The following is a 24,563-nucleotide window of genomic DNA, read 5'->3' on the forward strand; positions in this document are numbered from 1 at the left end:
AATCGACCGGCAGCACAGCGATTCGGCCGGTATTGTCGTGACCATGGCTGACGACACCCCAAGCACGACAGACGACCTCCAGCTGAGAATGCTCGCCGAAGGCTTCTACCTGCAGGCTCTCGACCAGGTGACGCACACCGGTATGAACAGCCCATCGCGGTTGCCGGGGTGGACCCGCAAGCACGTGGCCATGCACGTGATCGCAAATGCGGACGCCTTTATGCGGCTGATCGAATGGGCACGCACCGGACGGGAAAACCCCATGTACCCGTCACGAGCAGCGCGGGATGCCGAAATCGAGCAGCTTGCCGCTTCGACCGCCGACGCGGATGTGAGCACAATGGCCCACGAAGCGTCCGAAGAGCTCACGCAGGCACTCAGCAGCATGAACGACGAGGCGTGGTCTGCGCTTGTCCGCACCGGGCAGGGAGAGGACACTGCGGCATCGTTCATTCCGTGGGCACGAGCCCGGGAGTGCTTTGTCCACGCACTTGACCTCAACATCGGCTACACCGCGCTCGACTTTCCGTCAGCGGCGGCCGATCGCATCTTCGCTGAGCTCATTGACCACTGGAAGAAGACTCAGACACGAGCGAACTTTCTCTTCCATGTGACTGATCGAGATGACCTCAGCGACTGGCACATCGACATTCCAGGCACCGAGAAGAACGAAACGGACTTCAGCACACCGGTCGAAGTGACAGGTGAATTCAACGAACTTCTGCAGTATGCAATCGGCCGCGGGTGGCCGGCGTCGGGTCGACAGGACGACGCAAAGGGCGGTTCGGGCACGGCCACCCCCGAAGACCTGCCCACTCCCCCACCCTGGGTCTGAGCACCCGGACCGAGATGCGAGGCCCAGACAGCACGGAATTCCGGGATCTCGGAATCTGAGCGCCCGGGGCCCTCGGAATACGATGCGCTCTGACCTGCACATTTGATGCCGTTTCGAGATGTTCACCTGGAAGTTCCAAGAAAACACTGACCTTTCACACAGGTGCGGCTAGGTTGAAGGGGTCAAACACACGGGTGCTTCGCACTCTCTTTTAGGAAAAGGATCACCGTGAAGAAGACCATCCTCGCTCCCGCAGTAGCCCTCTCGGTCGGCCTGACCGGCGCATTCGGATTCGCCGCAGCCCCCGCCTTCGCTTCGGAGGGCCCGTCGTCCGAGACCGAATCAACAAACCCGGCTGCCGACGAAACACCCACTGACGACACCGACGCCGACGCCGACGAGACCCCGGTTGATGACAACAAGGACGAAGAGGGCGAAGGCGGCGAGGACGAATCACCCGCTGGCGACGAGGCTCCGGCTGACGACGAAACACCTTCTGACGAACAGCCCGAAGACAGCACCGAGGGCGAAGAGTCCGGCGAAGAAGCCCCGGCTGAAGACGAAGAGTCTGAGGAAGAAGCACCTGCTGCAGAGCCGACTCTGCACCTGTCTGAAAAGAAGATCAAGGCCAGCGACTTCAACAACAAGAAGAAGGGCATCGGCGCTGCCGTTTCCGGCCTTGAACCCGGCACCAAGGTGAAGTTCACCGTCACCGGCACCTCCGGCAAGGCAAAGAACGTCCAGTCGTACTCACAGACCGTCGAAGCTGACGAAGACGGCATCGCCGCCCTCAGCGTGGCCGGAATCACCGACGGCAATGCCGAGGACTACGTCGGCAAGTACACCATCACCGCTGAGTTCGACGGCGAGACGCTCAAGGACTCCTTCGAGGTTGTCAGCGAAGCTAAGAAATCGGACAAGAAGGAAGACAAGAAGTCCGGCAGCACCGGCGGAGCCATCTCTGGTGATTCCTCTGACTCCGACAAGTCTGATGCCGACGAAGCCAACGCTGATGAAGAATCGGAAGCTCCTGCTTCGTCCGGCGCTCTTCCACGCACCGGTCAGGGCCTCGGCGCTCTGGCAGCAGGCGCCGCTCTGCTCACCGTCGGCGGTGCAACCGTTCTGCTCACCCGCCGCAACCGCAAGGCCTGAGCGGCAGGCGCAGAACTGAGATTCTGAACTGAAACACAGTGAAGGGGCGGCCCACACGGGGCCGCCCCTTCACTGTTTCCAAACCCGGCCGTTCTCAGCGCTGGCGTGCCGGAGGAACACAGCACTAGCGTGTGCGGCGAGCGGATGCTCCCGGCATGAGCACACCGGCAATGCGCCTGGCCGGGCGTGCCCGGCGGCCAACACCCTGACCGTCCTCAAACAGAGACACAACATCGCCAGACGAAGCTGCGGCAAAGATTCTGCCGGCAGTTTCCAAACGACGGCGCATAGCCTCCATTTCGGCACGCATAGCTTCCTGTTCGCGGCGCATGGCCTCGATTTCTTCGCGCATCCGCAGAATCCGCTTAATGCCTTCGAGGTTGATGCCGTCATCCTGACTCAGTCGCTGCACCAGCTGCAGCTTTTCGATGTCGTCAGCCGAGTAGCGTCGACCGCGCCCAGCTGACCGCTGAGGCGTCACCAGCCCCAGTCGGTCATACTGCCGGAGCGTCTGCGGGTGCATGCCCGCCAGTTCGGCCGCCACAGAAATCATGTAGACAGGACGGTCTGCGGGAATCATCAGGCTTCACCCGCCCTCCGCTGCAGGCCTTCACGAGGATTCTCCCCTGCGGTAGCGGCAGCAAAGTCTTCAACCGCCTTTTTCGCTTCGGCACTGAGATTGCGCGGGACCGTCACTTCGACGGTCACCAGCAGGTCGCCCTTGCCGGACTTCGCGTCGATGCCCCGGCCGCGCAGGCGCAGTGTGCGCCCAGACGGCGTACCGGCGGGAATCTTCATGGTGACCGGCTGCCCGCCCAGAGTCGGCACGGAAACCTGTGTTCCAAGTGCCGCTTCCGGGAACGTGACCGGCAGCGTCATACGCAGGTTGTTGCCATCGCGTGTGAACACACTGTGCGGTGCGACTTCGACCGTGAGGATGACATCACCGGGCTGGCCCCCGTTGGGGCTGGGCTTGCCCTTACCGCGCACGCGGACTTCCTGGCCGTCTTTCACTCCCGCGGGAGTGCGGACGGTCAGCGGCTTTCCGCCGGGCATGTTGAGCTTCACAGTGGCGCCTTCAATCGCCTCGGTAAAGCTCAGGCGCGCCTTCGAGCGGATGTCCCCGCCCTTCTGCGGAGCCTGCTGGTAGCCGCCGAAGCCGCCACCGCCAAAACCGCCGCCCCCGCCGAAGCCGCCGCCGAACAGGTCGGACAAGTCCGGCCCTCCGCCGGGGTACCCGCCGACACGAGTCCGAGCTCCGGTGCCGCCGGTGTTGAACAGGCCCGAGAAGATGTCCTCAAAGCCGCCGGCACCGGCACCGCCGGCGCCCGCCTGGAACCTGGCGCCGCCGCCCATGGCGCGCACCTGGTCGTACTGTTTGCGAGTTTCAGGATCGCCGATCACCGAGTTCGCAGCCGAGATCTCCTTGAACTTCTCTTCTGCTTCCGCGTTGCCGGGATTGGCGTCCGGGTGGTACTTGCGGGCCAGTTTGCGGTAGGCCTTTTTGATTTCAGCATCGGAGGCGTCCTTGGAGACTCCGAGCGTTTTGTAGTAGTCCTTCTCGAACCACTCATTCTGCGGTCCCGAGTTCATCCGGCCCCTCCTTTCAATGCCGAACTGATCTGCTGTTGTGTTCTTCTAGCCGCCGAGGCGGAGCCCCGCTCCCCCAGCACGGCACCCAGGTGCCCCGCCAGGTGGTCGGAAGCTCCGCCTCGGCAATTGTGGGTGTGTCAGGCTTCAGGGAGGTGAACCCCCACCCGAGCTGCCCGAATGACGCGATCGCCGATCTTGTAGCCCGGCTGCATGACCATGAACACCGTGGGCTCTTCTACATCAGCCGAGGGCTGCTGCATGAGAGCGTCGTGGATGTTCGGGTCGAAGATCTCACCGGCTTCGCCGTACTGCACGACTTCAAGCTTGCCGAGGGCTTCAAGGAGCCTGTCGACGTGCTTTTCGTACGGACCGGTGACATCACCGGCTTCGCGAGCCAGCTTCACCTCGTCAAGCACGGGCATGAGCGCTTCGACCGCGTCCTGCAGACCGGCTGTGCGAGCAGCCTGCTGATCGCGTTCCGAACGGCGACGGTAGGCCGCGTATTCGGCGTTGAGCCGCTGCAGGTCGTCAAGGTAGCGCTTGGCTTCGTCCGATTCCGGCTGCGGTTCGGCGTCTTCGATGCCCGAAGCGTCGTCGGGAATCTCAACACCGAGATCCGAAGCGTCAGCCGCCGGCTGCTCCGCGTCCGGCTGGCCCTCCGGCTGCTGTTCAGACTGCGGGGTATCGGCCCCGCCGTCGGCCTGACCCGCGGGGCGGGCCTGACCGGTTTCGGGATCAATCCGACGGTTGTCCTTGAACGAGAAGCCCTGGTCGCCGGTGTCGCGGCCGTCTGGGTTCTCGGCGGTCATTACTTCTCCTCGTCTTCGTCAACGACTTCGGCGTCAACGACATCGTCGTCAGCAGAACCTGCGTCGGCCTGTGCGCCTTCCGCACCGGCTTCAGCCTGAGCTGCCGAGTAGATGGCCTCGCCCAGCTTGGTCTGCGACTGCTGGAGCTTGTCGTAGGCCTGCTTGACGGCGTCGTCATCGTCACCCTTGAGGGCTTCCTTCAGAGCGTCGACATCTGCCTGGACCTCATTCTTGACGTCTTCGGGCAGCTTGTCGTCGTTGTCCTTGATGAGCTTGTCCGTCTGGTAGGCCACCGTTTCCGCGTTGTTGCGCGTGTCGGCAGCTTCGCGACGCTTCTTGTCTTCGTCAGCGTGCTCTTCTGCTTCGCGCACCATGCGGTCGATGTCTTCCTGCGGAATGGCCGAACCGCCGGTGATCGTCATCGACTGCTCCTGGCCGGTGCCCTTGTCGGTTGCCGACACGTGCACAATGCCGTTGGCGTCGATGTCGAAGGACACTTCAATCTGCGGCACACCGCGCGGGGCGGGTGCAATGCCGGTCAGCTCAAAGGTGCCCAGCGGCTTGTTGTCGCGCGTGAACTCGCGCTCACCCTGGAAGACCTGAATCGACACGGACGGCTGGTTGTCTTCGGCCGTTGTGAAGGTTTCGGACTTCTTGGTGGGGATCGGCGAGTTGCGCTCGATCAGCTTGGTCATCACGCCGCCCTTGGTCTCCAGACCCAGCGACAGCGGGGTGACGTCAATGAGCAGAACGTCCTTGCGGTCACCGCGCAGAACACCGGCCTGGACGGCAGCGCCGACTGCGACGACTTCGTCCGGGTTGACACCCTTGTTGGGCTCCTTGCCGTTGGTGAGCTTCTTGACCGTTTCGGCCACTGCGGGCATACGGGTGGAACCGCCGACGAGGACCACGTGGTCGATGTCGGACAGGCTCACGCCAGCGTCAGCGATGACCTGCTCGAAGGGCTTCTTGGTGCGGGCCAGGAGGTCCTCGGTGAGCTCTTCGAACTTGGCGCGGCTGATGCTCTCATCCAGGTGGATGGGGCCGGATTCGCTCATCGACAGGTACTGCAGCGAAATATTGGTGCTGCTTGCGCTGGACAGTTCCTTCTTGGCCTGCTCAGCAGCTTCCTTCAGGCGCTGCATGGCGGTGGGGTCCTTGGTGAGGTCCACACCGTAGCCGTTCTTGACCTGTCCGACCAGGTAGTCGACCAGGCGCTGGTCCCAGTCGTCACCGCCGAGTTCATTGTCACCCGAAGTGGCGCGCACCTGAATGGTAGAGAAGTCGTCTTCGTCCTTGCCGACTTCCAGGAGCGAAACGTCGAAGGTTCCGCCGCCGAGGTCGAACACGAGGATGAGTTCGTCTTCCTTGCCGCGCTCCAGACCGTAGGCCAGAGCCGCTGCGGTGGGTTCGTTGATGATGCGCAGGACGTTCATACCGGCAATCTGGCCGGCGTCCTTGGTTGCCTGACGCTGAGCGTCGTTGAAGTATGCGGGGACGGTGATGACGGCGTCGGTCACGGTGTCCTGCAGGTACTCTTCAGCGTCGTGCTTGAGCTTCTGCAGAATGCGGGCCGAGATTTCCGGCGCCGTAAGGTCCTTGCCGCCGAGCTTGGTGGTCCAGTCGGTGCCCATGTGGCGCTTCACCGAGGACACGGTGTTTTCGACGTTGGTGACAGCCTGACGCTTGGCGATTTCACCGACCAGCGAATCGCCGTTCTTGTTCACTGCGACAACCGACGGGGTGGTGCGGCCGCCCTCAGCGTTTGCGATGACCTTCGGTTCGCCGCCTTCGAGGACTGCGACGACCGAGTTGGTGGTTCCGAGGTCAATACCTACTGCACGAGCCATTGTTCGTGTCTCCTTTCAAAAGAGCCTTCGCACTGTGAGTGCATCTGACTCAAGTCTGCTACTGGATGCCTGGACCGTCAAACTCATTAAGTCTAGGCCCATCATCAAACTTGCGTTCACTAGGCTCAACCCTGAATGGCGCGACCTTATTCCCCGGCGGCAGAAAATTTTTTCGCAGCACCCCCAACTGCACCTGGGCCGCTATCGTGGTGGGCAGACCAGAGGTCTCTCAGACCGCAGATTCCTCAGCCCACTGTCACGCACCGGAGCCCATGACTTTCACACCAGCCGAAACCAGCCAGCCGACAATCACCGCCCCCTGCGGAACCGTCCGCGGGCTCAGCGACGGCGAAGTCGAGTCCTATCTGGGAATCCCGTACGCCCAGCCGATGACCGAAGCGGCAGCCTTCCAGGCACCTCGGGCATTGGAGCCCCTGCCCGGCGGGCAGTTCGACGCGACTGCATTCGGCCCGCCCTGCCCGCAGTTCATACCCGCCGGCGAGATTGGCCTGGAGGAACACCGCGAAGGCGATGATTGGCTGAGCCTCAACGTGTGGACCCCAGCTGAGCGCACGCAGGGCCAAGCACTGCCGGTCATGGTGTGGATTCACGGCGGAGCCTATGTTCTGGGCAGTTCAGCCGAACCGCAGTACAACGGCAGCGTTTTCGCCCGCGAGCGCTGCGTTTTCGTTTCCATCAACTACCGGCTGGGCCTCGAGGGCTTCCTCCAGTTGGACGGCGCTCCGGCCAACCGCGGTCTGCTCGACCAGATTGCCGCACTGGCCTGGGTGAGGGACAACATCGCCGCTTTCGGCGGCGATCCGCAGCGGGTGACGGTCTTCGGCGAATCCGCCGGAGCCGGTGCCATTCACTGCCTGCTGACCATGCCCGGTGCACAGGGACTGTTCCAGCGCGCCATTCTGCAGTCCCCACCGTCCATGATTCTCGAAGCCGAGCTCGCCGCCCAGGTCACGGAAGCAGCTGTCGAGGCTGCACGCCAGATTCGCCCGGAAGCGCAGGCAACACCGGAGTTCTTCGGTTCACTCAGCCGCACCGAACGCCGCGCAGTGTTGGAAGAACTCACCGCCACAGCCAAGCGCAGCCTGAGTTCGTGGGGTGCCGCTTCGGCCTTTGAACCGCCCCTGACTCCGGTGGTCGACGGCACGGTTCTGCCGCGCGGACCGTGGAAGGCGCTGCGCAGCACACCGCCGGACATTCCAGTGCTTGTGGGCAGCAACGCAGAAGAGTTCAACCTGTTCATAGCCTTGGCGCGCAGCCAGCCCAATGACGCTGTCGCACAGCGCACCCTGGCGACCATCGGCCCGCGCACCCAGCCGGAGGCCGCACAGTACGGCCGCCTGGTCACTGCACCAGAGGGCACCGCCCGCCCGCCGGTTGTCTACGAGCGCGTTAACACCGACTTCATGTTCACGGTCCCGGCTCTCGATATAGCGCAGGCGATACCTGGCGCTTGGGCCTATCTGCTGGAGGCTGACCCCCGCGGCGGAATCCAGTCCGCCCACACGGTCGACCTTCCGCTGCTGTTTGAGAACTACACCGACGGGATGGGTGCGCTGACCTTCCCGCAGGGCCCCACGGAGCGCGAACGCCGCACCGGCCGCCGCATGCGGGATGCCTGGCTGCGCTTTGCCCGCACCGGCCGGGCCGACTGGCCGGAGTTCAGCCACGACGGAGCCACCCGGGTTTTCGATGCCCACACCGACGAAGAGCGGGTCGGCCCGCACCCGCTGCTGGAGCGCTGGAAGTGCTTTGTTCGCCAGCCCGCAGCACCCCACGGCCTGATCTGACGGGCTCATCTGACGAGGCGCCGCCGGGCTTCCGCTGCTGCGCTGGCTGGTTTGTTGTCGTCTGTGCTGGCTCGCGCTTGCGGTCACCTGTGCTGGCTGGCGTCAGCGGTCAGCTTCGTCAACTGGCCGGTCAGATGCGGATGATGATCTTCCCGGCCGCGTGGCCGTCCTCGACGTCTGCAACCGCCTGCGCGGCATCGGCAAAGCGGTAGCGAGCCGACACCCAGGTGGGTGCCGCAGATGCGGCCAGCAGCTGGGCTATACGGGCGAAGACTTCGCGTGTGCGGTGCCGAACAATACCGGATCCCCCAAGTTCTTTCGCCAAAGCGGGATCAGCCGCCGACACGATCCGCACCCGCTGGCCCGCAGCCTCGCCCGCAGCGTCACCAGCGAAGCCGCCGGGCGCCTCGTCAGCTAGAAGCTGGGCACCCTCGCGCAGCACCTCACCGCCCACCAGATCGAGAATGGCCGCGGGAGTTCCCAGCTGTCGCACCCGGTCGGCCCACCCGGGACCGGATTCAACGTGCTGAGCGCCCATGCGCGTGATGACATCGTGCTTCCCTGCCGAACCCACTCCCCACACTGTGAGCCCGGCGGCTTTGGCAAGGGACAGCGCCGACGAACCCACACCTCCGCCCGCACCGAGAACCAACAGCGGCTGTCCCGGTCGCAGGCGGAGCTGATTGAGGGCATCGTGCGCGGTTCCGAAGGCAACCGGAATGCTCGCCGCCCTTCCGGCGCTCAGCTCTTCAGGCACCGGGGTGGCCGAGGCGCCGGTCAGCACCGTCTGCTCTGCGAAAGTGCCGATGCCCGGTGCTGCCGAACCGAACACCCGCTGACCGACATCCAGGCCAGCAGGTGCGTTCGGACCCAGCGCTCGAATGGTCCCCGCGGCTTCCCGGCCCATGGCCATGGGGAAGCGCACCGGAAAAGACTTCTGCCGCTGCCCGGAACGAACCTTGATATCACCGGGATTGACGGTGGTCGCTTCAACGTCGATGAGGACGCCATCGCCCTCAGCCTGCGGTGCTGGAACATCGAGAAAACCGGCCACCTGCGGGCCGCCGTATTCGGTGAAGCCGAAGATTCGCATGAGAGCTCCTGTCGCGCGTCGTTGCCGGCAGCGGTCGTTCTTTAGACTACTGGAATGGCACACGAAGAAAGAGCGGACGACAAGCACGGCGATGTCTCCGGTGACGTTTCCGGCGACAGCTCAGAACACGCCGACAGCACTCGTGCCGACGGCGCTTCGGACGACGGCGCAGAGAACCCAAATCAGATCCCCTGGCCGTGGGGCGAGCGCACCCCCACCAAAGCCGACAAGGTGCTGTTGGGCTTCATCATCGGCCTGCCGCTGTTCTTCCTTGTGCTGTTTCCCTTCCGGCCCTTTCTCATTGCCAAAATGCCGGTGCTGTTGTCTGTCATCACGGGCGCAAAAACCGTCATTGCCGGGGCCGGTGCGTTCGCGAATGTTGAAGGCTACCCGCTGTCCTTGGCGATTCTGGCCGGTTTCATCGGTGCGGTGAAGTTCGACTGGCTGTGGTGGCTGGCAGGCCGCCACTGGGGTGAAAACGTGGTGCGCATGGTGGCCAACACCCCTTCGGCCTACCGGAAGGCAACCAGAATCCGCAATCTGCCGCAGTGGCTGCTGGTGACCCTCGTGGTGTTCGGCCGCTTCCCCGGTGTGCCCGGTTCCCTGGTGTGGCTGGTGGCCGGATGGTCTGGAATGCGGTTCCGCACGTTCATCAGCGCCAACATCGCGTGTGCCCTGCTGGTGTCCACGATCAGTGCCTGTTTGGGCTGGTTCATAGGCCAACCGGCGGTTGACCTGCTCAAACTCATTGACAAATACGCCATCTGGATCACATTTGCGCTGATCATCGGCACCGTCATCTGGACGTCGAAAAAAGAGCGCGATCGAGCGGCCCGCAAAAAGAACTCAGAGTCCTGATCTACACGCGCCGAGCGCGTCCCTTCGCGCTCGGTTCGCGCCCCGGCTAGGCGGGCTCACCCTCGCTGGGCGGGCTCACCCTCGCTGGGCGGGCTCACCCTCGCTGGGCAAGCGCAAACGGCAGAACCGCGGCCGCCCCGGCCTGCCGCAGAAGGCGCGCTGCAATGGTCATGGTCCAGCGCGAAGCGATTTCAAGGTCCGTCAGCAGAACGGTTCGCCCTGCCACTGCAGCCTCCAGCTGTGGACTGGCCCTGAGCGCATCCCACATGTTCTTGACCCGGTAGGCGCTGTTGACATCCGGGCTGCCGGGATCGTGAAGAAGCTCCAGTTGACCCAAGTACTCCATGCGGCCCACTGCTGCGAGCCCTTGGGCAAGCGACTGAGCCGAGTTCGGGCGGTGTGTGCTGGGAATGCCGACAACACAGTCGGGACGCACTGCCCAGTCCCAGTCGGCCAGCACCGAAACCGCAAGATCGCCAATGGGCTTTGGAATCTGCTCATCGTCAGCTGCCGGAGCCAGGAACTGCCGCAGCGTCTGCCCCGCCCCGAGGTCGGTCAGCCGGGCAATGACCCGGCCGGTTTCGGCTCTTTCGCCTTCTGGGATCTTGCCCTTGATGTCAATGCCCGCCTTTGGCATTCCGGTGGGCCACTGGGCGCGCGGCGCGACCGGCAGACCGACAGCGGACAGGAGCGACTGCGCGCTGTCGCGCAGACCCTGATCGATGTTCTCTGACCACCACGTGCCCGCACAGTTGTCACAGCGTCCGCACGGCTCGGCCGTGGTGTCGTCCAGCTGGCGGGCGAGGAACACCATGCGGCAGTCGTCCGTAGCCAAGTACTGTTCCATTGCCCGCGCTTCGCGTTCGCGGGCCGCGGCAACACCGGCGTAGCGCTCAGCATCGTATGTCCAGCCGACCCCGGTGGACACATAGCCGCCCTGCACCCGCTCAACAGCGCCGTCGGCCTGCAGTGTCTTCAGCAGCAGTTCCAGTGCCGAGCGCTTGATGTCGACAAGCGGCTCCAAAGCGGGCACGGACATGGGACCATCGTCTGAGGCAAGAACCTGCAGGACGCGCTCGGCTGCTTCAGGGTCCGGCATGGATGCGGTTGCGAAATAGTCCCAGATTGCGCGGTCTTCACGGCCGGGCAGCAGGAGGACATCTGCGTGCTCAACTGCGCGGCCTGCACGGCCGACCTGCTGGTAGTAGGCCACGGGCGATGCGGGAGCACCGAAGTGCACAACGAACCCCAGGTCCGGCTTGTCAAAGCCCATGCCGAGTGCGCTGGTGGCAACGAGTGCTTTGAGTTCGCTGTTCTTCAAAGCGTCTTCCAGCCGGGTGCGCTCTTCGGCATCCGTGCCGCCGGTGTAGGCCTCGACATTCCAGCCGGCCTGCTTCAGCGCCCGGGCGAGGTCTTCGGCCGCTGACACCGTGAGCGTGTAGACGATGCCGCTGCCGGGAAAGTCGCCCATGTGCTGACACAGCCACGCGATGCGGTCCTCAGCCGACCACACACCGGCAGCGCCCAGGCGCAGCGAATCGCGTGTGAGCGGACCGCGGACAACCACCGTGTCCTCGCCCAGCTGAGCTGCGACATCGGCAACCACCCTTTCGTTTGCGGTGGCGGTTGTTGCCAAGACGGGCACGGAGTCCGGAAGCGAGCGCACAAGCGCGCCGATCCGTCGGTAGTCCGGCCGGAAGTCGTGACCCCAGTCTGAAATGCAGTGGGCCTCATCGACGACGATCATGCCGACCCGCTTAAGAACCTCGCCGAGCACGTGATCCCGAAAGCGCGGGTTCGTCAGCCGTTCGGGAGATATAAACAGAACATCAACGCGATCCTGGCGCAGCGCATCGACGGCGTCATCCCATTCGGTGACATTGGACGAGTTGATGGTGACAGCACTGACACCCGCCCGGTGGGCCGCCTCAACCTGATCGCGCATGAGCGCCAGCAGAGGCGAAATGACGAGCGTCGGTCCTCCCCCGGCTTGCCGGATCAGTCGGGCGGACACAAAGTACACGGCGGACTTGCCCCACCCGGTGCGCTGGACGACAAGAGCCCGGCGCCGATCACGGACCAGAGTGTCGATCGCCTGCAGCTGTCCGTCGCGAAAAACCGCGTCTGGCCGCCCCGTCAGTTGGGCTAAGATCGACTGGGCGGAAGCATGCAGAGTGTTTTCGCGTGACATATTCGAAGTCTATGGGGGAGCACCGACACGGCGGCCTGACCAATCACCTTCAGCACCGCGCCGCCTGCCGCACTGCCTTCCCCGCAGGCAGCGCAAGGAGGGGCAGTGTCCGTCGAACTTATAGAAGAAGCGCTGCGATCACGCCCCAAGGGCGAAGCTGAACTGGCCGAACTCGCCCACGCGGCGCGCAATGTCAGCCCCGACGACCTCCAGTACCTCATCGAATCAATGCCGGCCAAACAGGCCGCCGTGCTCTACCGGGTGCTGGACAAAGACACTGCCCTGGGCATCTTCGAAGACCTTCCACCGGCATACCAGGCTGATCTGATCAGCGGACTGCGCTCAACCGACGTCGCGGAACTCATCGAAGAGCTCGACCCGGACGACCGCGCGCTCGTGTTCGACGAACTGCCGGCCGCAGTTGCCGACCGGCTCATGGCCGGCCTGAGCCCTTCCGAACGCCACATGACCGCCTCGGTCCTGGGCTACCCGCCCGAAGCAATCGGCCGCTACATGTCGCCGGAGGTCATCGGCATCAATCAGGACTTCACGGTGGGCGAAGCCATGGCCTACGTCCGCCGCAGGATTGACGACCCCGAAACCATCTACCTGCTGCCGGTTGTCGATTCCAGCCGCAAACTCACGGGAGTCATCGGCCTTCGCCGACTGCTGAGCGAAGACGATTCGGTTGTCATCCGCGACATTGCCAACCAGCCGGTGAGCGCCAGCGCAATCGACGACCGCGAAGAGACCGCGCGCCGCTTCTTAAGCGACAAGCTCATTGCAATGCCGATTGTCGACCGCGAACAGCGCCTGGTGGGAATCCTGACGATTGACGACGTCATCGACATCGTCGAAGAAGAAGACACCGAAGACACCGCCCGCTCGGGTGGTTCAGAGCCCCTGGCGCAGTCCTATCTGTCGGCGTCGATCTTCAGCATCTTCCGCTCCCGCGTTGTGTGGCTGACGATGCTTGCGGTGTCAGCTGTCCTGACAGTGCAGGTGCTCAATGTGTTCGAAGACCGGCTGGCACAGCTGACAGCACTGGCGCTGTTCATTCCGCTGCTGACCGGCACCGGCGGAAACACCGGCAACCAGGCGGCCACTACAGTTACCCGCGCCCTGGCAATGGGCGAAGTTCGTGTGCGCGACATGCCCAAGATCATCTGGCGCGAAGCCCGCGTGGGCTTCACTCTGGGGCTTACCTTGGGTGTTCTGGGCTTCCTGGCGGCGTCACTGGCCTTCGATGTGGGGATCGGCACCGTCATAGGTCTTACGCTTCTGTCGATCTGCACAATGGCCGCAACAATCGGCGGGGTCATGCCGCTTGTCGCCAAGAAGGTCGGTGCCGACCCGGCGGTGTTCTCCAACCCGTTCATCTCCACGTTTGCCGACGCAACGGGCCTCATCATCTACTTTTCGATCGCCACGGCAATTCTGCTCAGCTGAAGCGGTTGAACCGGCGAGCCCACAGCTCGTGCGCTATTGATACGTGCACAAGCGGCCCTGTATCCTATGGGTAGAAAACACCACGATATTAGAGGTGTTTATCTGGAGGAGCGGGTTAGCACTCGCCCGGATGCTCGGCGGCGCACAACGCCGCACTCCTTAAGTGGATCGACTCCGGGGAGTGCTAACCCGCTCCTCACTTAATCTTGGGGCAATCGGGACAAGGGAACCACTCGGGTGAGATCACCTTGTAATTCGGCATTGCCATAAGTCCGAGGGGAACGGCACAGTAGTTGCTGGCGTTTGTGCAGTTTTCCGTGCCGCGTACACGCGGCCAGACCGTGCGGAGGTAGCGTCCTTCCACGTGCCCGTACCGCCCAGGGCGCAGAGCCTCATTCAAGCAGCCTGCAAAGAGATCGGCAACATCGGACTCGCGGTACTTCGTTGCAGCCACCCACTGGAGGGAGTCAAGCAGCTCCATCGGGAGGCTTTTCTGAGTCGGCAAAGTCGTTTCAAGGTAGGGCCGACTGACGGCATCGTGGTCAAAGCCTTTGACGTGTGAAAAGCGGATCGTCAAATCACCCTTCTTGGCGCCGGAGTTCCGGGCCGCCCAGAGAATGTTCTTCAACATTTTTCCGGCAACATAGTTATAAAGCGCGCCACGTTCCGTGGTGTAAGTACCCTCAGTCACGGCGGCCTTATCGGTGTAGACGTAGATGGCCTGCACCTTGTCCAACATGCTGAGATGGTCGGCAACATGGAGGCGCCGGTCGTGATCTCGCACGTACTCCTTCCACGAAAACGGCTTGTCGTGGGGAACTTTGAATTCGCCCTTAAGGTCTGTGATCAATTGGCGAACATCGCCAGCTGCGCTGGCAGGAAAAACAATAGCGGCCATCCCGAAGTGCGGGCTTGCTTTGGGGCTCACGCTCAAGTCACCAAGGCCACCAGTCTCGTCAACGTAGGCGAAGTATTTCTCAGGCATCACAGTCCTCTATTCGTCGTCGACGAGGGCTGCCGCCATGCTGTTGAGCAAGTCGACCGAGCGGGTCAGCGCAGCGACGTCATCGGCCGTGAGGTCATCGACCGCCGAACCCATTTTCTTCACCGCCGCGGTGCGCTCAGACACGAGCCACTGTCGGCCCTTGTCGGTGATTTCCAGAAGGGAAGCGCGCGCATCATCGGGGTCTGGTCGGCGTGTAATGAAACCGTCCGCGGTCAGGCGCGCCGCGATTTTCGTGGCCGCAGGCTGCGAACATCCGTACAGCTGCCCCAGCAGCCCGACCGTGGTGCGTTCACTTTGGTCGATGACCGCCAGCGCACGCCACGCTGACCAGCCTTCGTCACCGTGAGTGCCCCGGCGAACAGCGCGGGTGAACCTCCCGGCCGCGGCAACAAGATCAGTGACAAGGCGCTCATTTTCCATACCTCATTTATATAACTTGGCTATGCACGCCGCAAAGACGAGCGCACCCCCGACCCCGTGTCGCACATGTCACAGCAAGGAGCTACTATGTGCTTCAGATGTTCCGGGGACGGTGAAATTCCGTACCGGCGGTGACAGTCCGCGACCCGGCTGCTCCACGGCACACGCCGTGCGAACACCCGGCCGACTCGGTGCAATTCCGAGACCGACAGTAAGAGTCTGGATGGGAGGAACACGGTCTGCTCGCGCAGGCACTGTTGGTGTACCCGGCATGTCTTTGCGAACCCACAGCGCCGCTGTGGACTCCCATCTCCCGGCTGTACCGGGAGGTTCTTATGGAAGTCCAGGCGGCTTTTCTTCTGCCTGAGAGCACCGGCCTGACTCACGAGCAGGCCATGCGGGCTGCCCTCGATCACGCCGCATACGGTTCGCGAGGTGCCACTCCCCTGGTCGGCGCTGTTCTGCTGCCGCTGCACTCCGGTCCGGTCGTGGGATTTCACGCCGGGGCAGGAACCGCGCACGCTGAGGCTGCCGCTCTCGACTTCGCCCGGGCCCACGGTATTGACACGGTCGGGGCGACGATGGTCGTGACCTTGGAGCCGTGTTCGCACACCGGCCGGACCGGCCCGTGCACCCAGCGGATCATCGACGCCGGGATCACCCACGCGGTCATCGCCACAGCCGATCCGAACCCGACAGCCCGCGGCGGCGCGGATGTTCTGCGCGCGGCAGGCATTGCTGTGACGACCGGAGTGCTGGCCGCTGAAAGCCAGGCGCTCAATGCGCGCTGGCTGCGTGCAGTGCACGAAAACAGGCCGTTCATCACGTGCAAGATCGCCCAGAGCCTCGACGGGTGTTCTGCCGCGGCCGATGGCACAAGCCAGTGGATCACGGGGGAACAAGCCCGCGCTCACGCGCACGGGATTCGCGCCCGCGTCGATGCGATTGCCGTGGGCACCGGCACCGCGCTTGCCGACAACCCGCGTCTGAGCGCCCGCCCCGACACCACCGCGGTCACTTCCCAGCCGATCCCGGTGGTCATCGGCCGCCGTCCCCTGCCGCCGGAAAGCCACCTGGCGAACAACCCGCGGACCATCACCGCCGAAACAATTGACGAAGCGCTGACTCGACTGAAGGCCGCCGGTGTTGAACACCTGCTTGTCGAAGGCGGCCCCCGGTTGGTCAGCAGCTTCATAGGCCGCGATCTGGCCGACGAGCTCCTGATCTACCAAGCGCCCGTGCTTTTAGGTGAGGGCTTACCCAGCACGGCCGGACTGAATGTCACCACCTTGCGTGAAGCGCACGGCTTCACCCTCGATGGCGCCGGAGCAGCGCACCCCACGGCCCACCCCAACCCACAGGTTCTCGGCGCGGATGTTCTGCTGCGCCTGGTCCCGGATGAGAAAGGACACCATGTTCACCGGAATCATTGAGCACGTCGGAACCGTCGTCTCACTTGAACAGGCTGACGACAGCGCCTATCTGACCCTGGAAGCCGGGCCGCTCGTGGCCGATCTCCCGCCGGGCGGTTCGCTCGCGGTCAACGGAGTGTGCCTCACCTCGGCACCCCCGGCTGCCGCACAGGCAGAAGAAAAGGACGAGGCGCCAGCCGGGCCCCAGCCCGAAGGCACCTTCCGTGCCCTGCTCATGGGCGAAACGCTGCGCCGCTCATCTCTTGGGGCCCTGCAGCCGGGCGATCCGGTGAACCTCGAACGGTGCATGCCTGCGGGTGGTCGCTTTGACGGACACATTGTCCAAGGGCATGTGGACGGCGTGGGGCACGTGGCTTCCGTCGAAGACAACGGCCTGTGGCGCACAGTGCGCGTGAACATTCCCGCAGACCTTGCCCCCTACACCGTGGAGAAGGGCTCCATCAGCCTGTCCGGCACCAGCCTCACCCTGACCGCGGTCAGCCCCTCAGATGCCGATGAACACTGGGTGGAAGTCGGGCTGATCGAAGCAACCCTTGAACGCACAATCTTCGGCCAGGTCAAACCCGGTCATCCCATCAACATCGAAGCCGACATTCTTGCGAAATACGCCGAACGCCGCGCCGAATTCACAGCCCTCACACCCCGAAAGGACCAGCCATGACCACCAGCTTGGCCTCTATTGAAGACGCGATACAGCAGATTGCGGCAGGCCGTCCGATTGTCGTGGTCGACGACGAAGACCGTGAAAACGAAGGCGACCTCATCATGGCCGCAGACGCCGTGACGGCCGAATGGATGGGCTTCATCATCCGGTACTCATCGGGTGTTGTGTGCGCACCCATTCCCGCCCAAACCGCCCAGCGGCTGGCGCTGCCACCCATGACGGCTGACAACGAAGACCCCAAGGGCACCGCCTACACCGTGAGCGTTGACGCCAAAGCAGGCGTGACAACCGGCATCAGTGCAGCTGATCGCAGCCTCACCGCGCGCCTCCTGGCAGACCCCGATACCCGCACGGAAGACCTCACCCGGCCCGGCCACCTGTTCCCGCTCATCGCACAGGATGACGGTGTGCTCGCCCGGGAGGGCCACACCGAAGCAGGCCTCGACTTCGCCCGCCTGGCAGGCCGCAGCCCAGCGGCGGTCATCGCCGAAATCGTCCACGACGACGGCTCCATGATGCGCTTTGCGGCACTTGCCGAGTTCGCTCGCGAACACGGCCTGGCAATGGTCACGATCGCCGACCTCATTGCCTACCGCAAGGCCAATCCGGACGCCCCAATGACCCCAGTGCCCACCACCTCGGGCAAAAACCAGTCAACAGGCCCCACCGCAGCCCAGTCGGCAGCCGCAGGCGGAAACACAGCCGGGCGGCGCCTCGTACGCGGAGAGACGGTTCCCCTGCCCACCGACTTCGGGACACTCACGGCAACCGCGTACACCTTCGACGGAACTGACCACCTGGTGCTCAGCGGCCCGCCGAACGCCGATTCCACACCGCTCGTGCGGATCCATTCAGAGTGCCTTACAGGCGATGTCTTCGGTTCACACCGCTGCGACTGCGGCGAACAGCTGGCCCAGGCGCTGCGCACCATCGCGACAGTCGGCGGGCACGTGATCTACGTGCGCGGACACGAAGGCCGCGGCATTGGGCTGGCCGCCAAAATCGCCGCCTATTCCCTGCAGGACACCGGCGTGGACACCGTGGACGCCAACACGCGCCTGGGCTTTGCCGCTGATGCGCGCAAGTACGACGCCGTCGCAGCGATTCTCGCCGACATGGGGCTGCACTCGGTGCGGCTCATGACCAACAATCCGACCAAAATCACCGCGCTGCAGCACATGGACATTGACGTGACCCGCGTGGATGCCGAAGTCGCCCCGCGGCCGGAGAACATCGCCTACCTGGCAACCAAGCGCGACAGGATGTCGCACCTTCTGGAAAGGACACTCTGATGGCAGGACACGGAGCACCCGAAATCTCACCCCGCACGGCAGTTCAGGCGGGCCCGCTGAGCATGGCGATCATCGCCTCGCGCTGGCATGACCAGGTGATGGGCGGTCTTGTGGCCGGTGCCCAGCGCGCCGCAGCAGAAGCCGGCATCGATGCGCCCGTGCACTGGGTGCCGGGCTCGTTTGAGCTGCCTATCGCCGCCCAGGCGGCGGCGAAACAGTATGACTGCGTTGTCGCTCTCGGGGTTGTCATTCGCGGCGGCACCCCGCACTTCGACTACGTGTGCACTGCCGCCACCGACGGTTTGGGGCGCGTGGCACTCGATTCCAGTACGCCCGTGGGCTTCGGCCTGCTCACGTGCGACACGGAAGAGCAGGCCCTCGACCGAGCCGGGCTGGAAGGCTCGAAAGAAGACAAGGGGTACGAGGCGGCAACCGCGGCTTTGGCAACCGCCGATGTCCTGCGCCGACTGCGCTGATCTCTCAGCTTAAGTGCCGAACTGCCCGATGCAGGGGTCTGCGAAGTGCGTCGTCCCCGCACGCGCCTGGGCGACGCGCTTCCCACACGCCGAAATTCCGCCGGACTGGGCCGCTATCCTTAGCAGGACTGGAGTGGCCCGACCGGATAGGGAGTAGAAGTGACCGTTGCCGAGATTGAACGCATCCTCCGCGAAGTGACAAATGCCGGAGGCAAGTTCAACGCCGTCACCGAAATGCTGCCGGAACTCGCCCGCGAGTGCGCACTCGAAGCGACCGAACGAGCAGAAGCGGGACTGCCGCCGCGCGCCCTCGAAGGCCAGGCTTTCGCCGTCAAGGACGTCGTGTTCATTGCCGGCTGCCCCACGTCGATGGGTTCGCGCGTCAAGGTGGCCGACCACCCCGATGCGACGACAGGCACCGCCGAAGTCATCGAACGGCTCATGGCGGCAGGCGCCATCCCTGTTGCCAAGACCAACTGCCAGGAATTCTCCCACGGCATCTTCGGCGAACACTCCGCTTTCGGCACGGTCATGAACCCAGCCGGACTTCAGCTGTGCAGCGGGGGTTCGTCTTCGGGATCGGCCGCACTTGTGGCCGCCGGAGCGGTTCCCTTCGCCGTCGGCTCTGACACCGCCGGATCGGTGCGCGTTCCCGCCGGCTGCCAGGGGGTTGTCGGCTTCAAACCCACCCTCGGAGCAATCAGCACAGACGGCGTGTTCCCCCTGGCCCCGTCATTTGACACTCTCGGATTCTTCGCCCGCACCGTCGCAGAGGCAACCCGAGTGTTCTCAGCTGTCGTGGACTTCTCAGCCGGTGCTCCGTCATCGGTCACCGTCGGCACTTTCGAACTGAACAGGCCGCACTGGATTGAGGACGGCGCGGACTACCTCGACTCGACAGAAGAGGTTGATCTCGGGCCGTTCATCGATGTGTCGAGTCCCCTGTATGACACGGTCCGCAAATACGAGTCCTACCGGATTCTGGGCCCGCTGGCCGAGGACCAGCCGGGCGCCTTCACCCCCGGTGTGCTCGACCGGGTGCAGCAGTCGGCGGATGTGTCTGAATCCCAGTACCAGAAGGCACTGGCCGATGTGGACATTCTGCGTGAGCGGGCCCTGTCCGCATTTGAGCACGTGGACATCATCGTGTCGCCCGCACTGGACGGCGGAACGGTCCCGTGGGGAAGCATCGGACCGGACGCCCGCCCGGCCTTTGTCCGCTACTCCCAGCTGTTCAACGTGCTCGGCTGGCCGGCCATCACCATCCCCACCGGTCGCAGGTACCCCAACGGAGCCCCCGCTTGCCTGCACTTGGCAGGAAAGCCCGGCGAGGACGCCACTGTGTTGGCTGTCGCCGCTGAGCTCGAACGCCGACTGCAGGCGGACGCCGACTGAATGACTCTGCCCTTTTCCCGGGGCAGGAGTCTCGACCTGCTGCCGCCCACCCAGCGCTACACCCGGACTGCCTACCGTGCGGCCGGGGCGGTCATCCGCTCCTATTCGACCTCGTTTTCCTTTGCCGCGTCACTCCTGCCCAGACGCATGGAACGCAGCATTGCCAGCCTCTACGCGGTGGTGCGCATTGCCGACGAGATCGTCGACGGCGCCTACCCCGCAGGCCCTGCCGCGCAGGCGGAAGCCCTCGATGATTTCCGACAGCGCATAGCCGAAGCGTGCCGAACGGGGTTCTCCCCTGACCTCATTGCGCACGCTTTCGCAGACACCGCCCGGCGCACGGGAATAGGGCCGAAACTGTGGAACCCGTTCTTTTCGTCTATGTACCGCGACATCCGACCGGAACACCATTCGCCGGGTTCGCTGGAGTCCTATATTCACGGTTCGGCTGAAGTAATCGGGCTGATGTGCCTGGCAATCTTCATGGAAGACGAAAACCCGACCGCAGAAGAGCAGAGAATCCTGGAAAACGGCGCACGCGGTTTGGGGGCGGCATTCCAGCGCGTGAACTTTCTGCGCGACCTCGGCGCCGACACGTCTGAACTCGGCAGGACCTATCTGCTGGGCAGCACGGGCACGTTCACGGAAGAAGAGAAATCCCGCCAGCTGAACATCGTCCAGACCGATTTCGCCGCCGCCCGTCAGGCGATGCCGCTGCTGCCGTGGCGTGTCCGCACCGCTGTCGGCACAGCACTGGGCATCTTCGAAGAGCTCGCTGAGCGAATAGCCGCCACACCGGCCAGCGAACTCCAGCAGACGCGACTGCGGATTCCCGCACCGCGCAAAGCTGTTTTCGCAGCCCGTGCCGCCACTGCCCGCAGCCGCACCTGCGTGGACACCCCGGAGGGCTGATGCGCTCACTCACCGTCATCGGCGGCGGCATTGCCGGTCTGGGCACAGCCGCATTGGCCGCCGCGCGGGGCTGGAAGGTGACTCTGCTGGAAGCCCGCAGCGAACTCGGCGGACGGGCCGGCATGCACACAGAAGCCGGTTTTGTCTTCGACACGGGGCCGTCCTGGTACCTCATGCCCGAGGTGTTCGACCGCTTCTTCCACCTGCTCGGCCAGGACAATCCGCTGCGGCTGCACGAACTCGATCCCGGCTTCCGGGTGTGGCCAGCGGGACTTCTGGACGACAGCGGCGGCGGGGGCGGAGGCGGCGCCTCGGCAGTTGATGTTCCCCGTGAAACCGAAGCCTTCCTCTCCCTGGTCAGTGCACGCGAGCCCGGTGCGGTCGAGCGGGTGCGCCGGTACCTGGAATCGGCCTCGGACACGTATCGCCTGGCGCTTGAGCACTTCCTCTACACGAACTTCACCGCGCGCGAGTGCAGCCGGTTTGCCCACCCTGACGTGCTCGCCCGGCTGCCCCAGCTGCCGCGGCTTTTCGGACAGTCCATGCAGCGGCGGATTGAGCAGACGGTCACCGACCCCGTGCTGCAGAAGATTCTGGGCTACCCCGCGGTGTTTCTGGGCACGGAGCCGAAAACTGCGCCGAGTATGTACCACCTGATGACGAACCTCGATGTTGTCGACGGTGTCCGCTACCCCCTGGGCGGAATGCACACGATCATCACCTCCATGGCCCAAGCCGCAGTGCGCCTGGGCGTGGACATCCGCACCGACTGCACCGTGACGGCTGTGCGCACGCACGGGCGGCGGGTTGTCGGCGTCACCGCCCGTCGGGATGGTTCGCCGACTGACGAGGCGAAGGCCGGTTCACGGGATGGCTCAGTGGGCGTGCGGGGCAGCTCCCAAGGTGGCGAAGGTTCTGTTGTCGACTTCGACAGTGACGCGGTTGCTGCGGCCTGCGATCTCGAAGCGTTCGAAGCCCTGCTGCCCACACGCCTGAGGACGCGGAGTCAAGCGTGGTGGGCTCGGCGCGACTACGGCATAGGCGCGGTCACACTGCTGCTCGGCATTGACCGTCCCCTACCACAGCTGCACCACCACAACCTGTTCTTCACTGCAGACTGGGACAGCAACTTCACGCAGATCTTCGGGGAAGACAAACGCCTGCCCCAGCCTGCCTCGGCCTATGTCTGCGCACCGTCGCGCACCGATGCGGCAGTGGCCCCCGCAGGTTGTGAAAACCTGTTTGTGCTGGTCCCTGCCCCGGCTGACCCGCAGCTGCGTGCCGGATCACCGCAGCTTGAACAGTATGCCGATCAGATCATCGAGTCTTTGGGCGCGAGCATCGGTGTTGATTTGGTCTCGCATCTGCAAGTGCGCCGGGCTTTTGGTCCCGGCGATATCGACCCGCGGCGCGGCTCAGCTCTCGGCCCGGCGAATGTGCTGTCGCAGTCGGCCATGTTCCGTTTCCCGCAGAAGGCCCGGGCTCGCGGCCTCGTGCACGCGGGCGCATATACGGCACCGGGCGTGGGGCTGCCCATGTGCCTCATCAGCGCTGAGAACGCCGTCAACCTGTTGGGACGCACATGAACTGGGCCTATGCGGCAGCACTTGGATTTTCACTGCTGGGCATGGCGATTCTCGATTTCCGCCACGGCCTGTTCTGGGGTGCCGCGCTGCGCAGCAAGTCAGCCCGCACGTGGGCCCGGACTGCCGCAGTGCACTTCGGGGTGTGGGCCGTGTTCCTGCTGTGGGATGTCCTCGGCATTGGGCTGGGCGTGTTCTTTCGCGGCGATTCGCCATATATGACGGGCATTGACGTGGCCCCGCACCTGCCGGTTGAAGAGCTGCTGTTCCTGTTCTTCCTGGTGTGGCTGACCATCAACGTGTTTGCCGGGACAGCCGCACTCGCTGAATGGCGAACCGGACGAGGTGCCGGGTCGGCAACCCGGCAAGGTGCCCGGCGTGGGGCAACCCGAGAAGCAGCGGGGCACCGAGCTGGCCGTGAGGCTGGTCAGCCATGACGTACACGCTGCTCAACGCCTGCTTCCTCATACCCGCAGCCCTCCTTGCCTGGAGTGCCCGCAAGCGCATTCCCACACGCCCGTGGCTGCTGACTGCCGCAGTGCTCATCGTTCTGACGATCATCTTCGACAACATCATGATCGGCGTTGGGCTGTTCTACTATTCGCCGGAAACATCGTCGGGCATCACTATTGGGCTCATGCCGATCGAAGACCTGTCTTACACCGTCTTCGCGGTGCTTGTCCTACCCGCACTCTGGACCCACCTGCTCCAGCCCCGTCCAACGCAAGCCGCAGAGTGCAGCAGCGGTGACAGGCGCCTCGGCAGTGGTGGTGCAGACCGCCTCGACGGTGGTGACAGGCAGTGCTGAAGCACCTGATCCTGTCATCCCGCCCACTCAGCTGGGTCAACACGGCGTACCCGTTCGGTGCGGCATATCTGCTGATGGGCGGCGGCCTGAGCCTCGACTTCTGGTTGGGGAGCCTGTTCTTTTTAGTGCCGTACAACCTGGCCATGTACGGGATCAACGACGTCTTCGACTACGAATCCGATATGCGCAACCCCCGCAAGGGCGGTGTCGAAGGCAGTGTGCTCGATCCCGCCCTGCACCGGCCGACCCTGCTGGCCGCAGTCATCAGCTGCCTGCCATTCGCACTGTATTTCCTGGTGAGTGCCCCGTGGGCAGCAAAAGCGACGCTGCTTTTCAGCCTGTTTGCGGTCGTGGCCTACTCAGCCAAGGGCCTGCGGTTCAAAGAGATTCCCGTACTGGACTCCGTGACCAGCTCACTGCACTTCTCCACACCGGCATGGTTCGCCGTGGCGCTGTTGGCTGGGGATGCTGGCGGTGATGCGGCGGGTGCTGACGTTGGGGTTTTGGGCTCCGGTGTGAGTGCAGCGGGAGCCTTGGGGCTCATCGCGTTCTTCCTGTGGGGCATGGCCAGCCAGGCATTCGGCGCGGTGCAGGACATCGGCCCTGACCGCGAAGCCGGCCTCAAGTCGATCGCCACGGCACTCGGCGCGCGCGGAACAGTGGCTGTGGCGGTGGGGTTGTACGCGGCGGCGGCCGTGCTCATGGGCCTCACTTCGTTCCCGCTGGACATCATGGCGGTCGTAGGGCTGGCCTATACCGCCAACACGGTGCGCTTTTTGAGCATTGACGATGCATCCGCCGAACGCACGCGCACCGGCTGGCAAGTGTTTTTGTGGCTGAACTACGCGGCGGGTTTTGTCCTGACCATGGTTCTGCTGGCTGACGCGCTGCTTTGAGGGTTTGCGCGGCGCACTGCCGGTCCCCTGCTGCGTGACG

General features: G+C 64.1%; 23 protein-coding genes and 1 riboswitch. Of the genes, 15 read left to right on the plus strand and 8 right to left on the minus strand.

Annotated elements, in window-relative coordinates; all coding sequences use genetic code 11:
* Nucleotides 1-43: 43 nt before the first annotated feature.
* Both GC119_RS09150 and GC119_RS09155 read left to right on the plus strand, forming a co-directional pair.
* Complete coding sequence (locus tag GC119_RS09150) at nt 44-835, plus strand: maleylpyruvate isomerase family mycothiol-dependent enzyme (protein ID WP_151952965.1); 792 nt, start codon at nt 44-46, stop codon at nt 833-835.
* Nucleotides 836-1,063: 228 nt separating this feature from the next.
* Entirely contained in the window at nt 1,064-1,987 is a 924-nt protein-coding gene (locus GC119_RS09155; protein ID WP_151952966.1) for a hypothetical protein, read from the plus strand.
* 124 nt (nt 1,988-2,111) lie between these two features.
* Here the strand turns inward: GC119_RS09155 and GC119_RS09160 are convergent, their stop codons facing one another.
* From GC119_RS09160 to dnaK, 4 genes are all read right to left on the minus strand, one after another.
* Nucleotides 2,112-2,567: a heat shock protein transcriptional repressor HspR gene (locus GC119_RS09160; RefSeq protein ID WP_070575592.1), complete on the minus strand. Its 456-nt coding sequence runs from the start codon at nt 2,565-2,567 to the stop codon at nt 2,112-2,114.
* On the minus strand, nt 2,567-3,580 hold the full coding sequence (locus GC119_RS09165) for a DnaJ C-terminal domain-containing protein (RefSeq protein ID WP_151952967.1): 1,014 nt from the start codon (nt 3,578-3,580) through the stop codon (nt 2,567-2,569). Before GC119_RS09165 ends, GC119_RS09160 begins: the two co-directional genes overlap by 1 nt.
* Nucleotides 3,581-3,717: 137 nt before the next feature.
* On the minus strand, nt 3,718-4,389 hold the full coding sequence (locus GC119_RS09170; protein ID WP_151952968.1) for a nucleotide exchange factor GrpE: 672 nt from the start codon (nt 4,387-4,389) through the stop codon (nt 3,718-3,720).
* Nucleotides 4,389-6,239: a molecular chaperone DnaK gene (dnaK, locus tag GC119_RS09175; protein WP_070575600.1), complete on the minus strand. Its 1,851-nt coding sequence runs from the start codon at nt 6,237-6,239 to the stop codon at nt 4,389-4,391. The genes GC119_RS09170 and dnaK overlap by 1 nt, the downstream gene beginning before the upstream one ends.
* A gap of 272 nt (nt 6,240-6,511) precedes the next feature.
* Between dnaK and GC119_RS09180 the strand changes: the two genes are divergently transcribed.
* The gene (locus GC119_RS09180) at nt 6,512-8,047 is read left to right on the plus strand and encodes a carboxylesterase/lipase family protein (RefSeq protein WP_193215646.1); all 1,536 of its coding nucleotides are present in this window, start codon (nt 6,512-6,514) and stop codon (nt 8,045-8,047) included.
* 130 nt (nt 8,048-8,177) lie between these two features.
* On the opposite strand, the gene GC119_RS09185 is transcribed toward GC119_RS09180, so the two are convergent.
* Entirely contained in the window at nt 8,178-9,140 is a 963-nt protein-coding gene (locus GC119_RS09185) for an alcohol dehydrogenase catalytic domain-containing protein (RefSeq protein ID WP_151952970.1), read from the minus strand.
* Nucleotides 9,141-9,194: 54 nt separating this feature from the next.
* Here GC119_RS09185 and GC119_RS09190 point away from each other — a divergent pair, with 54 nt between their 5' ends.
* Entirely contained in the window at nt 9,195-9,998 is an 804-nt protein-coding gene (locus GC119_RS09190; RefSeq protein WP_151952971.1) for a DedA family protein, read from the plus strand.
* A gap of 94 nt (nt 9,999-10,092) precedes the next feature.
* Here GC119_RS09190 and GC119_RS09195 read toward each other — a convergent pair whose 3' ends face one another.
* Nucleotides 10,093-12,189, minus strand: a complete 2,097-nt coding sequence (locus tag GC119_RS09195; protein WP_151952972.1) for a RecQ family ATP-dependent DNA helicase — start codon at nt 12,187-12,189, stop codon at nt 10,093-10,095.
* A gap of 105 nt (nt 12,190-12,294) precedes the next feature.
* Here GC119_RS09195 and mgtE point away from each other — a divergent pair, with 105 nt between their 5' ends.
* Entirely contained in the window at nt 12,295-13,638 is a 1,344-nt protein-coding gene (gene mgtE, locus GC119_RS09200; protein WP_070776783.1) for a magnesium transporter, read from the plus strand.
* 196 nt (nt 13,639-13,834) lie between these two features.
* On the opposite strand, the gene GC119_RS09205 is transcribed toward mgtE, so the two are convergent.
* Entirely contained in the window at nt 13,835-14,623 is a 789-nt protein-coding gene (locus tag GC119_RS09205; protein WP_151952973.1) for a DUF3800 domain-containing protein, read from the minus strand.
* Nucleotides 14,624-14,632: 9 nt separating this feature from the next.
* Nucleotides 14,633-15,064, minus strand: a complete 432-nt coding sequence (locus tag GC119_RS09210) for a MarR family winged helix-turn-helix transcriptional regulator (protein ID WP_070575619.1) — start codon at nt 15,062-15,064, stop codon at nt 14,633-14,635.
* 95 nt (nt 15,065-15,159) lie between these two features.
* Nucleotides 15,160-15,303: riboswitch (FMN riboswitch) on the plus strand.
* 96 nt (nt 15,304-15,399) lie between these two features.
* Here GC119_RS09210 and ribD point away from each other — a divergent pair.
* From ribD to GC119_RS09260, 10 genes are all read left to right on the plus strand, one after another.
* Entirely contained in the window at nt 15,400-16,497 is a 1,098-nt protein-coding gene (ribD, locus tag GC119_RS09215) for a bifunctional diaminohydroxyphosphoribosylaminopyrimidine deaminase/5-amino-6-(5-phosphoribosylamino)uracil reductase RibD (RefSeq protein ID WP_151952974.1), read from the plus strand.
* Nucleotides 16,478-17,158, plus strand: coding sequence for a riboflavin synthase (locus GC119_RS09220; RefSeq protein WP_151952975.1), 681 nt, complete (start codon nt 16,478-16,480; stop codon nt 17,156-17,158). Before ribD ends, GC119_RS09220 begins: the two co-directional genes overlap by 20 nt.
* A complete protein-coding gene (gene ribB, locus GC119_RS09225; protein ID WP_151952976.1) occupies nt 17,155-18,453 on the plus strand; it encodes a 3,4-dihydroxy-2-butanone-4-phosphate synthase in 1,299 nt (432 codons plus the stop codon). The genes GC119_RS09220 and ribB overlap by 4 nt, the downstream gene beginning before the upstream one ends.
* Nucleotides 18,453-18,929, plus strand: coding sequence for a 6,7-dimethyl-8-ribityllumazine synthase (gene ribH / locus GC119_RS09230; protein ID WP_070776779.1), 477 nt, complete (start codon nt 18,453-18,455; stop codon nt 18,927-18,929). The genes ribB and ribH overlap by 1 nt, the downstream gene beginning before the upstream one ends.
* A 159-nt stretch (nt 18,930-19,088) precedes the next feature.
* Complete coding sequence (locus GC119_RS09235; protein ID WP_151952977.1) at nt 19,089-20,324, plus strand: amidase; 1,236 nt, start codon at nt 19,089-19,091, stop codon at nt 20,322-20,324.
* Nucleotides 20,325-21,236, plus strand: coding sequence for a phytoene/squalene synthase family protein (locus tag GC119_RS09240; RefSeq protein WP_070575629.1), 912 nt, complete (start codon nt 20,325-20,327; stop codon nt 21,234-21,236). It begins immediately after the preceding gene.
* A complete protein-coding gene (gene crtI / locus GC119_RS09245; protein WP_151952978.1) occupies nt 21,236-22,822 on the plus strand; it encodes a phytoene desaturase family protein in 1,587 nt (528 codons plus the stop codon). The genes GC119_RS09240 and crtI overlap by 1 nt, the downstream gene beginning before the upstream one ends.
* Nucleotides 22,819-23,256, plus strand: a complete 438-nt coding sequence (locus GC119_RS09250; protein WP_151952979.1) for a lycopene cyclase domain-containing protein — start codon at nt 22,819-22,821, stop codon at nt 23,254-23,256. The genes crtI and GC119_RS09250 overlap by 4 nt, the downstream gene beginning before the upstream one ends.
* Complete coding sequence (locus GC119_RS09255; protein ID WP_151952980.1) at nt 23,253-23,627, plus strand: lycopene cyclase domain-containing protein; 375 nt, start codon at nt 23,253-23,255, stop codon at nt 23,625-23,627. The genes GC119_RS09250 and GC119_RS09255 overlap by 4 nt, the downstream gene beginning before the upstream one ends.
* The gene (locus GC119_RS09260; RefSeq protein WP_070776775.1) at nt 23,621-24,523 is read left to right on the plus strand and encodes a prenyltransferase; all 903 of its coding nucleotides are present in this window, start codon (nt 23,621-23,623) and stop codon (nt 24,521-24,523) included. Before GC119_RS09255 ends, GC119_RS09260 begins: the two co-directional genes overlap by 7 nt.
* The last annotated feature ends 40 nt before the right edge of the window (nt 24,524-24,563 follow it).

The sequence above is a fragment of the Brevibacterium sp. Marseille-P9724 genome (assembly GCF_902500275.1).
In the GTDB taxonomy this organism is placed as follows: domain Bacteria; phylum Actinomycetota; class Actinomycetes; order Actinomycetales; family Brevibacteriaceae; genus Brevibacterium.

Bases quoted from the DNA above. Each gene is read 5' to 3' on its own strand.
- GC119_RS09150 (WP_151952965.1), top strand. From the start codon at position 44: ATGGCTGACGACACCCCAAGCACGACAGACGACCTCCAGCTGAGAATG.
- GC119_RS09160 (WP_070575592.1), bottom strand. From the start codon at position 2,567: ATGATTCCCGCAGACCGTCCTGTCTACATGATTTCTGTGGCGGCCGAA.
- GC119_RS09165 (WP_151952967.1), bottom strand. From the start codon at position 3,580: ATGAACTCGGGACCGCAGAATGAGTGGTTCGAGAAGGACTACTACAAA.
- GC119_RS09170 (WP_151952968.1), bottom strand. From the start codon at position 4,389: ATGACCGCCGAGAACCCAGACGGCCGCGACACCGGCGACCAGGGCTTC.
- dnaK (WP_070575600.1), bottom strand. From the start codon at position 6,239: ATGGCTCGTGCAGTAGGTATTGACCTCGGAACCACCAACTCGGTCGTC.
- GC119_RS09180 (WP_193215646.1), top strand. From the start codon at position 6,512: ATGACTTTCACACCAGCCGAAACCAGCCAGCCGACAATCACCGCCCCC.
- GC119_RS09185 (WP_151952970.1), bottom strand. From the start codon at position 9,140: ATGCGAATCTTCGGCTTCACCGAATACGGCGGCCCGCAGGTGGCCGGT.
- GC119_RS09190 (WP_151952971.1), top strand. From the start codon at position 9,195: ATGGCACACGAAGAAAGAGCGGACGACAAGCACGGCGATGTCTCCGGT.
- GC119_RS09195 (WP_151952972.1), bottom strand. From the start codon at position 12,189: ATGTCACGCGAAAACACTCTGCATGCTTCCGCCCAGTCGATCTTAGCC.
- GC119_RS09205 (WP_151952973.1), bottom strand. From the start codon at position 14,623: ATGCCTGAGAAATACTTCGCCTACGTTGACGAGACTGGTGGCCTTGGT.
- GC119_RS09210 (WP_070575619.1), bottom strand. From the start codon at position 15,064: ATGGAAAATGAGCGCCTTGTCACTGATCTTGTTGCCGCGGCCGGGAGG.
- ribD (WP_151952974.1), top strand. From the start codon at position 15,400: ATGGAAGTCCAGGCGGCTTTTCTTCTGCCTGAGAGCACCGGCCTGACT.
- GC119_RS09220 (WP_151952975.1), top strand. From the start codon at position 16,478: ATGTTCACCGGAATCATTGAGCACGTCGGAACCGTCGTCTCACTTGAA.
- ribB (WP_151952976.1), top strand. From the start codon at position 17,155: ATGACCACCAGCTTGGCCTCTATTGAAGACGCGATACAGCAGATTGCG.
- ribH (WP_070776779.1), top strand. From the start codon at position 18,453: ATGGCAGGACACGGAGCACCCGAAATCTCACCCCGCACGGCAGTTCAG.
- GC119_RS09240 (WP_070575629.1), top strand. From the start codon at position 20,325: ATGACTCTGCCCTTTTCCCGGGGCAGGAGTCTCGACCTGCTGCCGCCC.
- crtI (WP_151952978.1), top strand. From the start codon at position 21,236: ATGCGCTCACTCACCGTCATCGGCGGCGGCATTGCCGGTCTGGGCACA.
- GC119_RS09250 (WP_151952979.1), top strand. From the start codon at position 22,819: ATGAACTGGGCCTATGCGGCAGCACTTGGATTTTCACTGCTGGGCATG.
- GC119_RS09255 (WP_151952980.1), top strand. From the start codon at position 23,253: ATGACGTACACGCTGCTCAACGCCTGCTTCCTCATACCCGCAGCCCTC.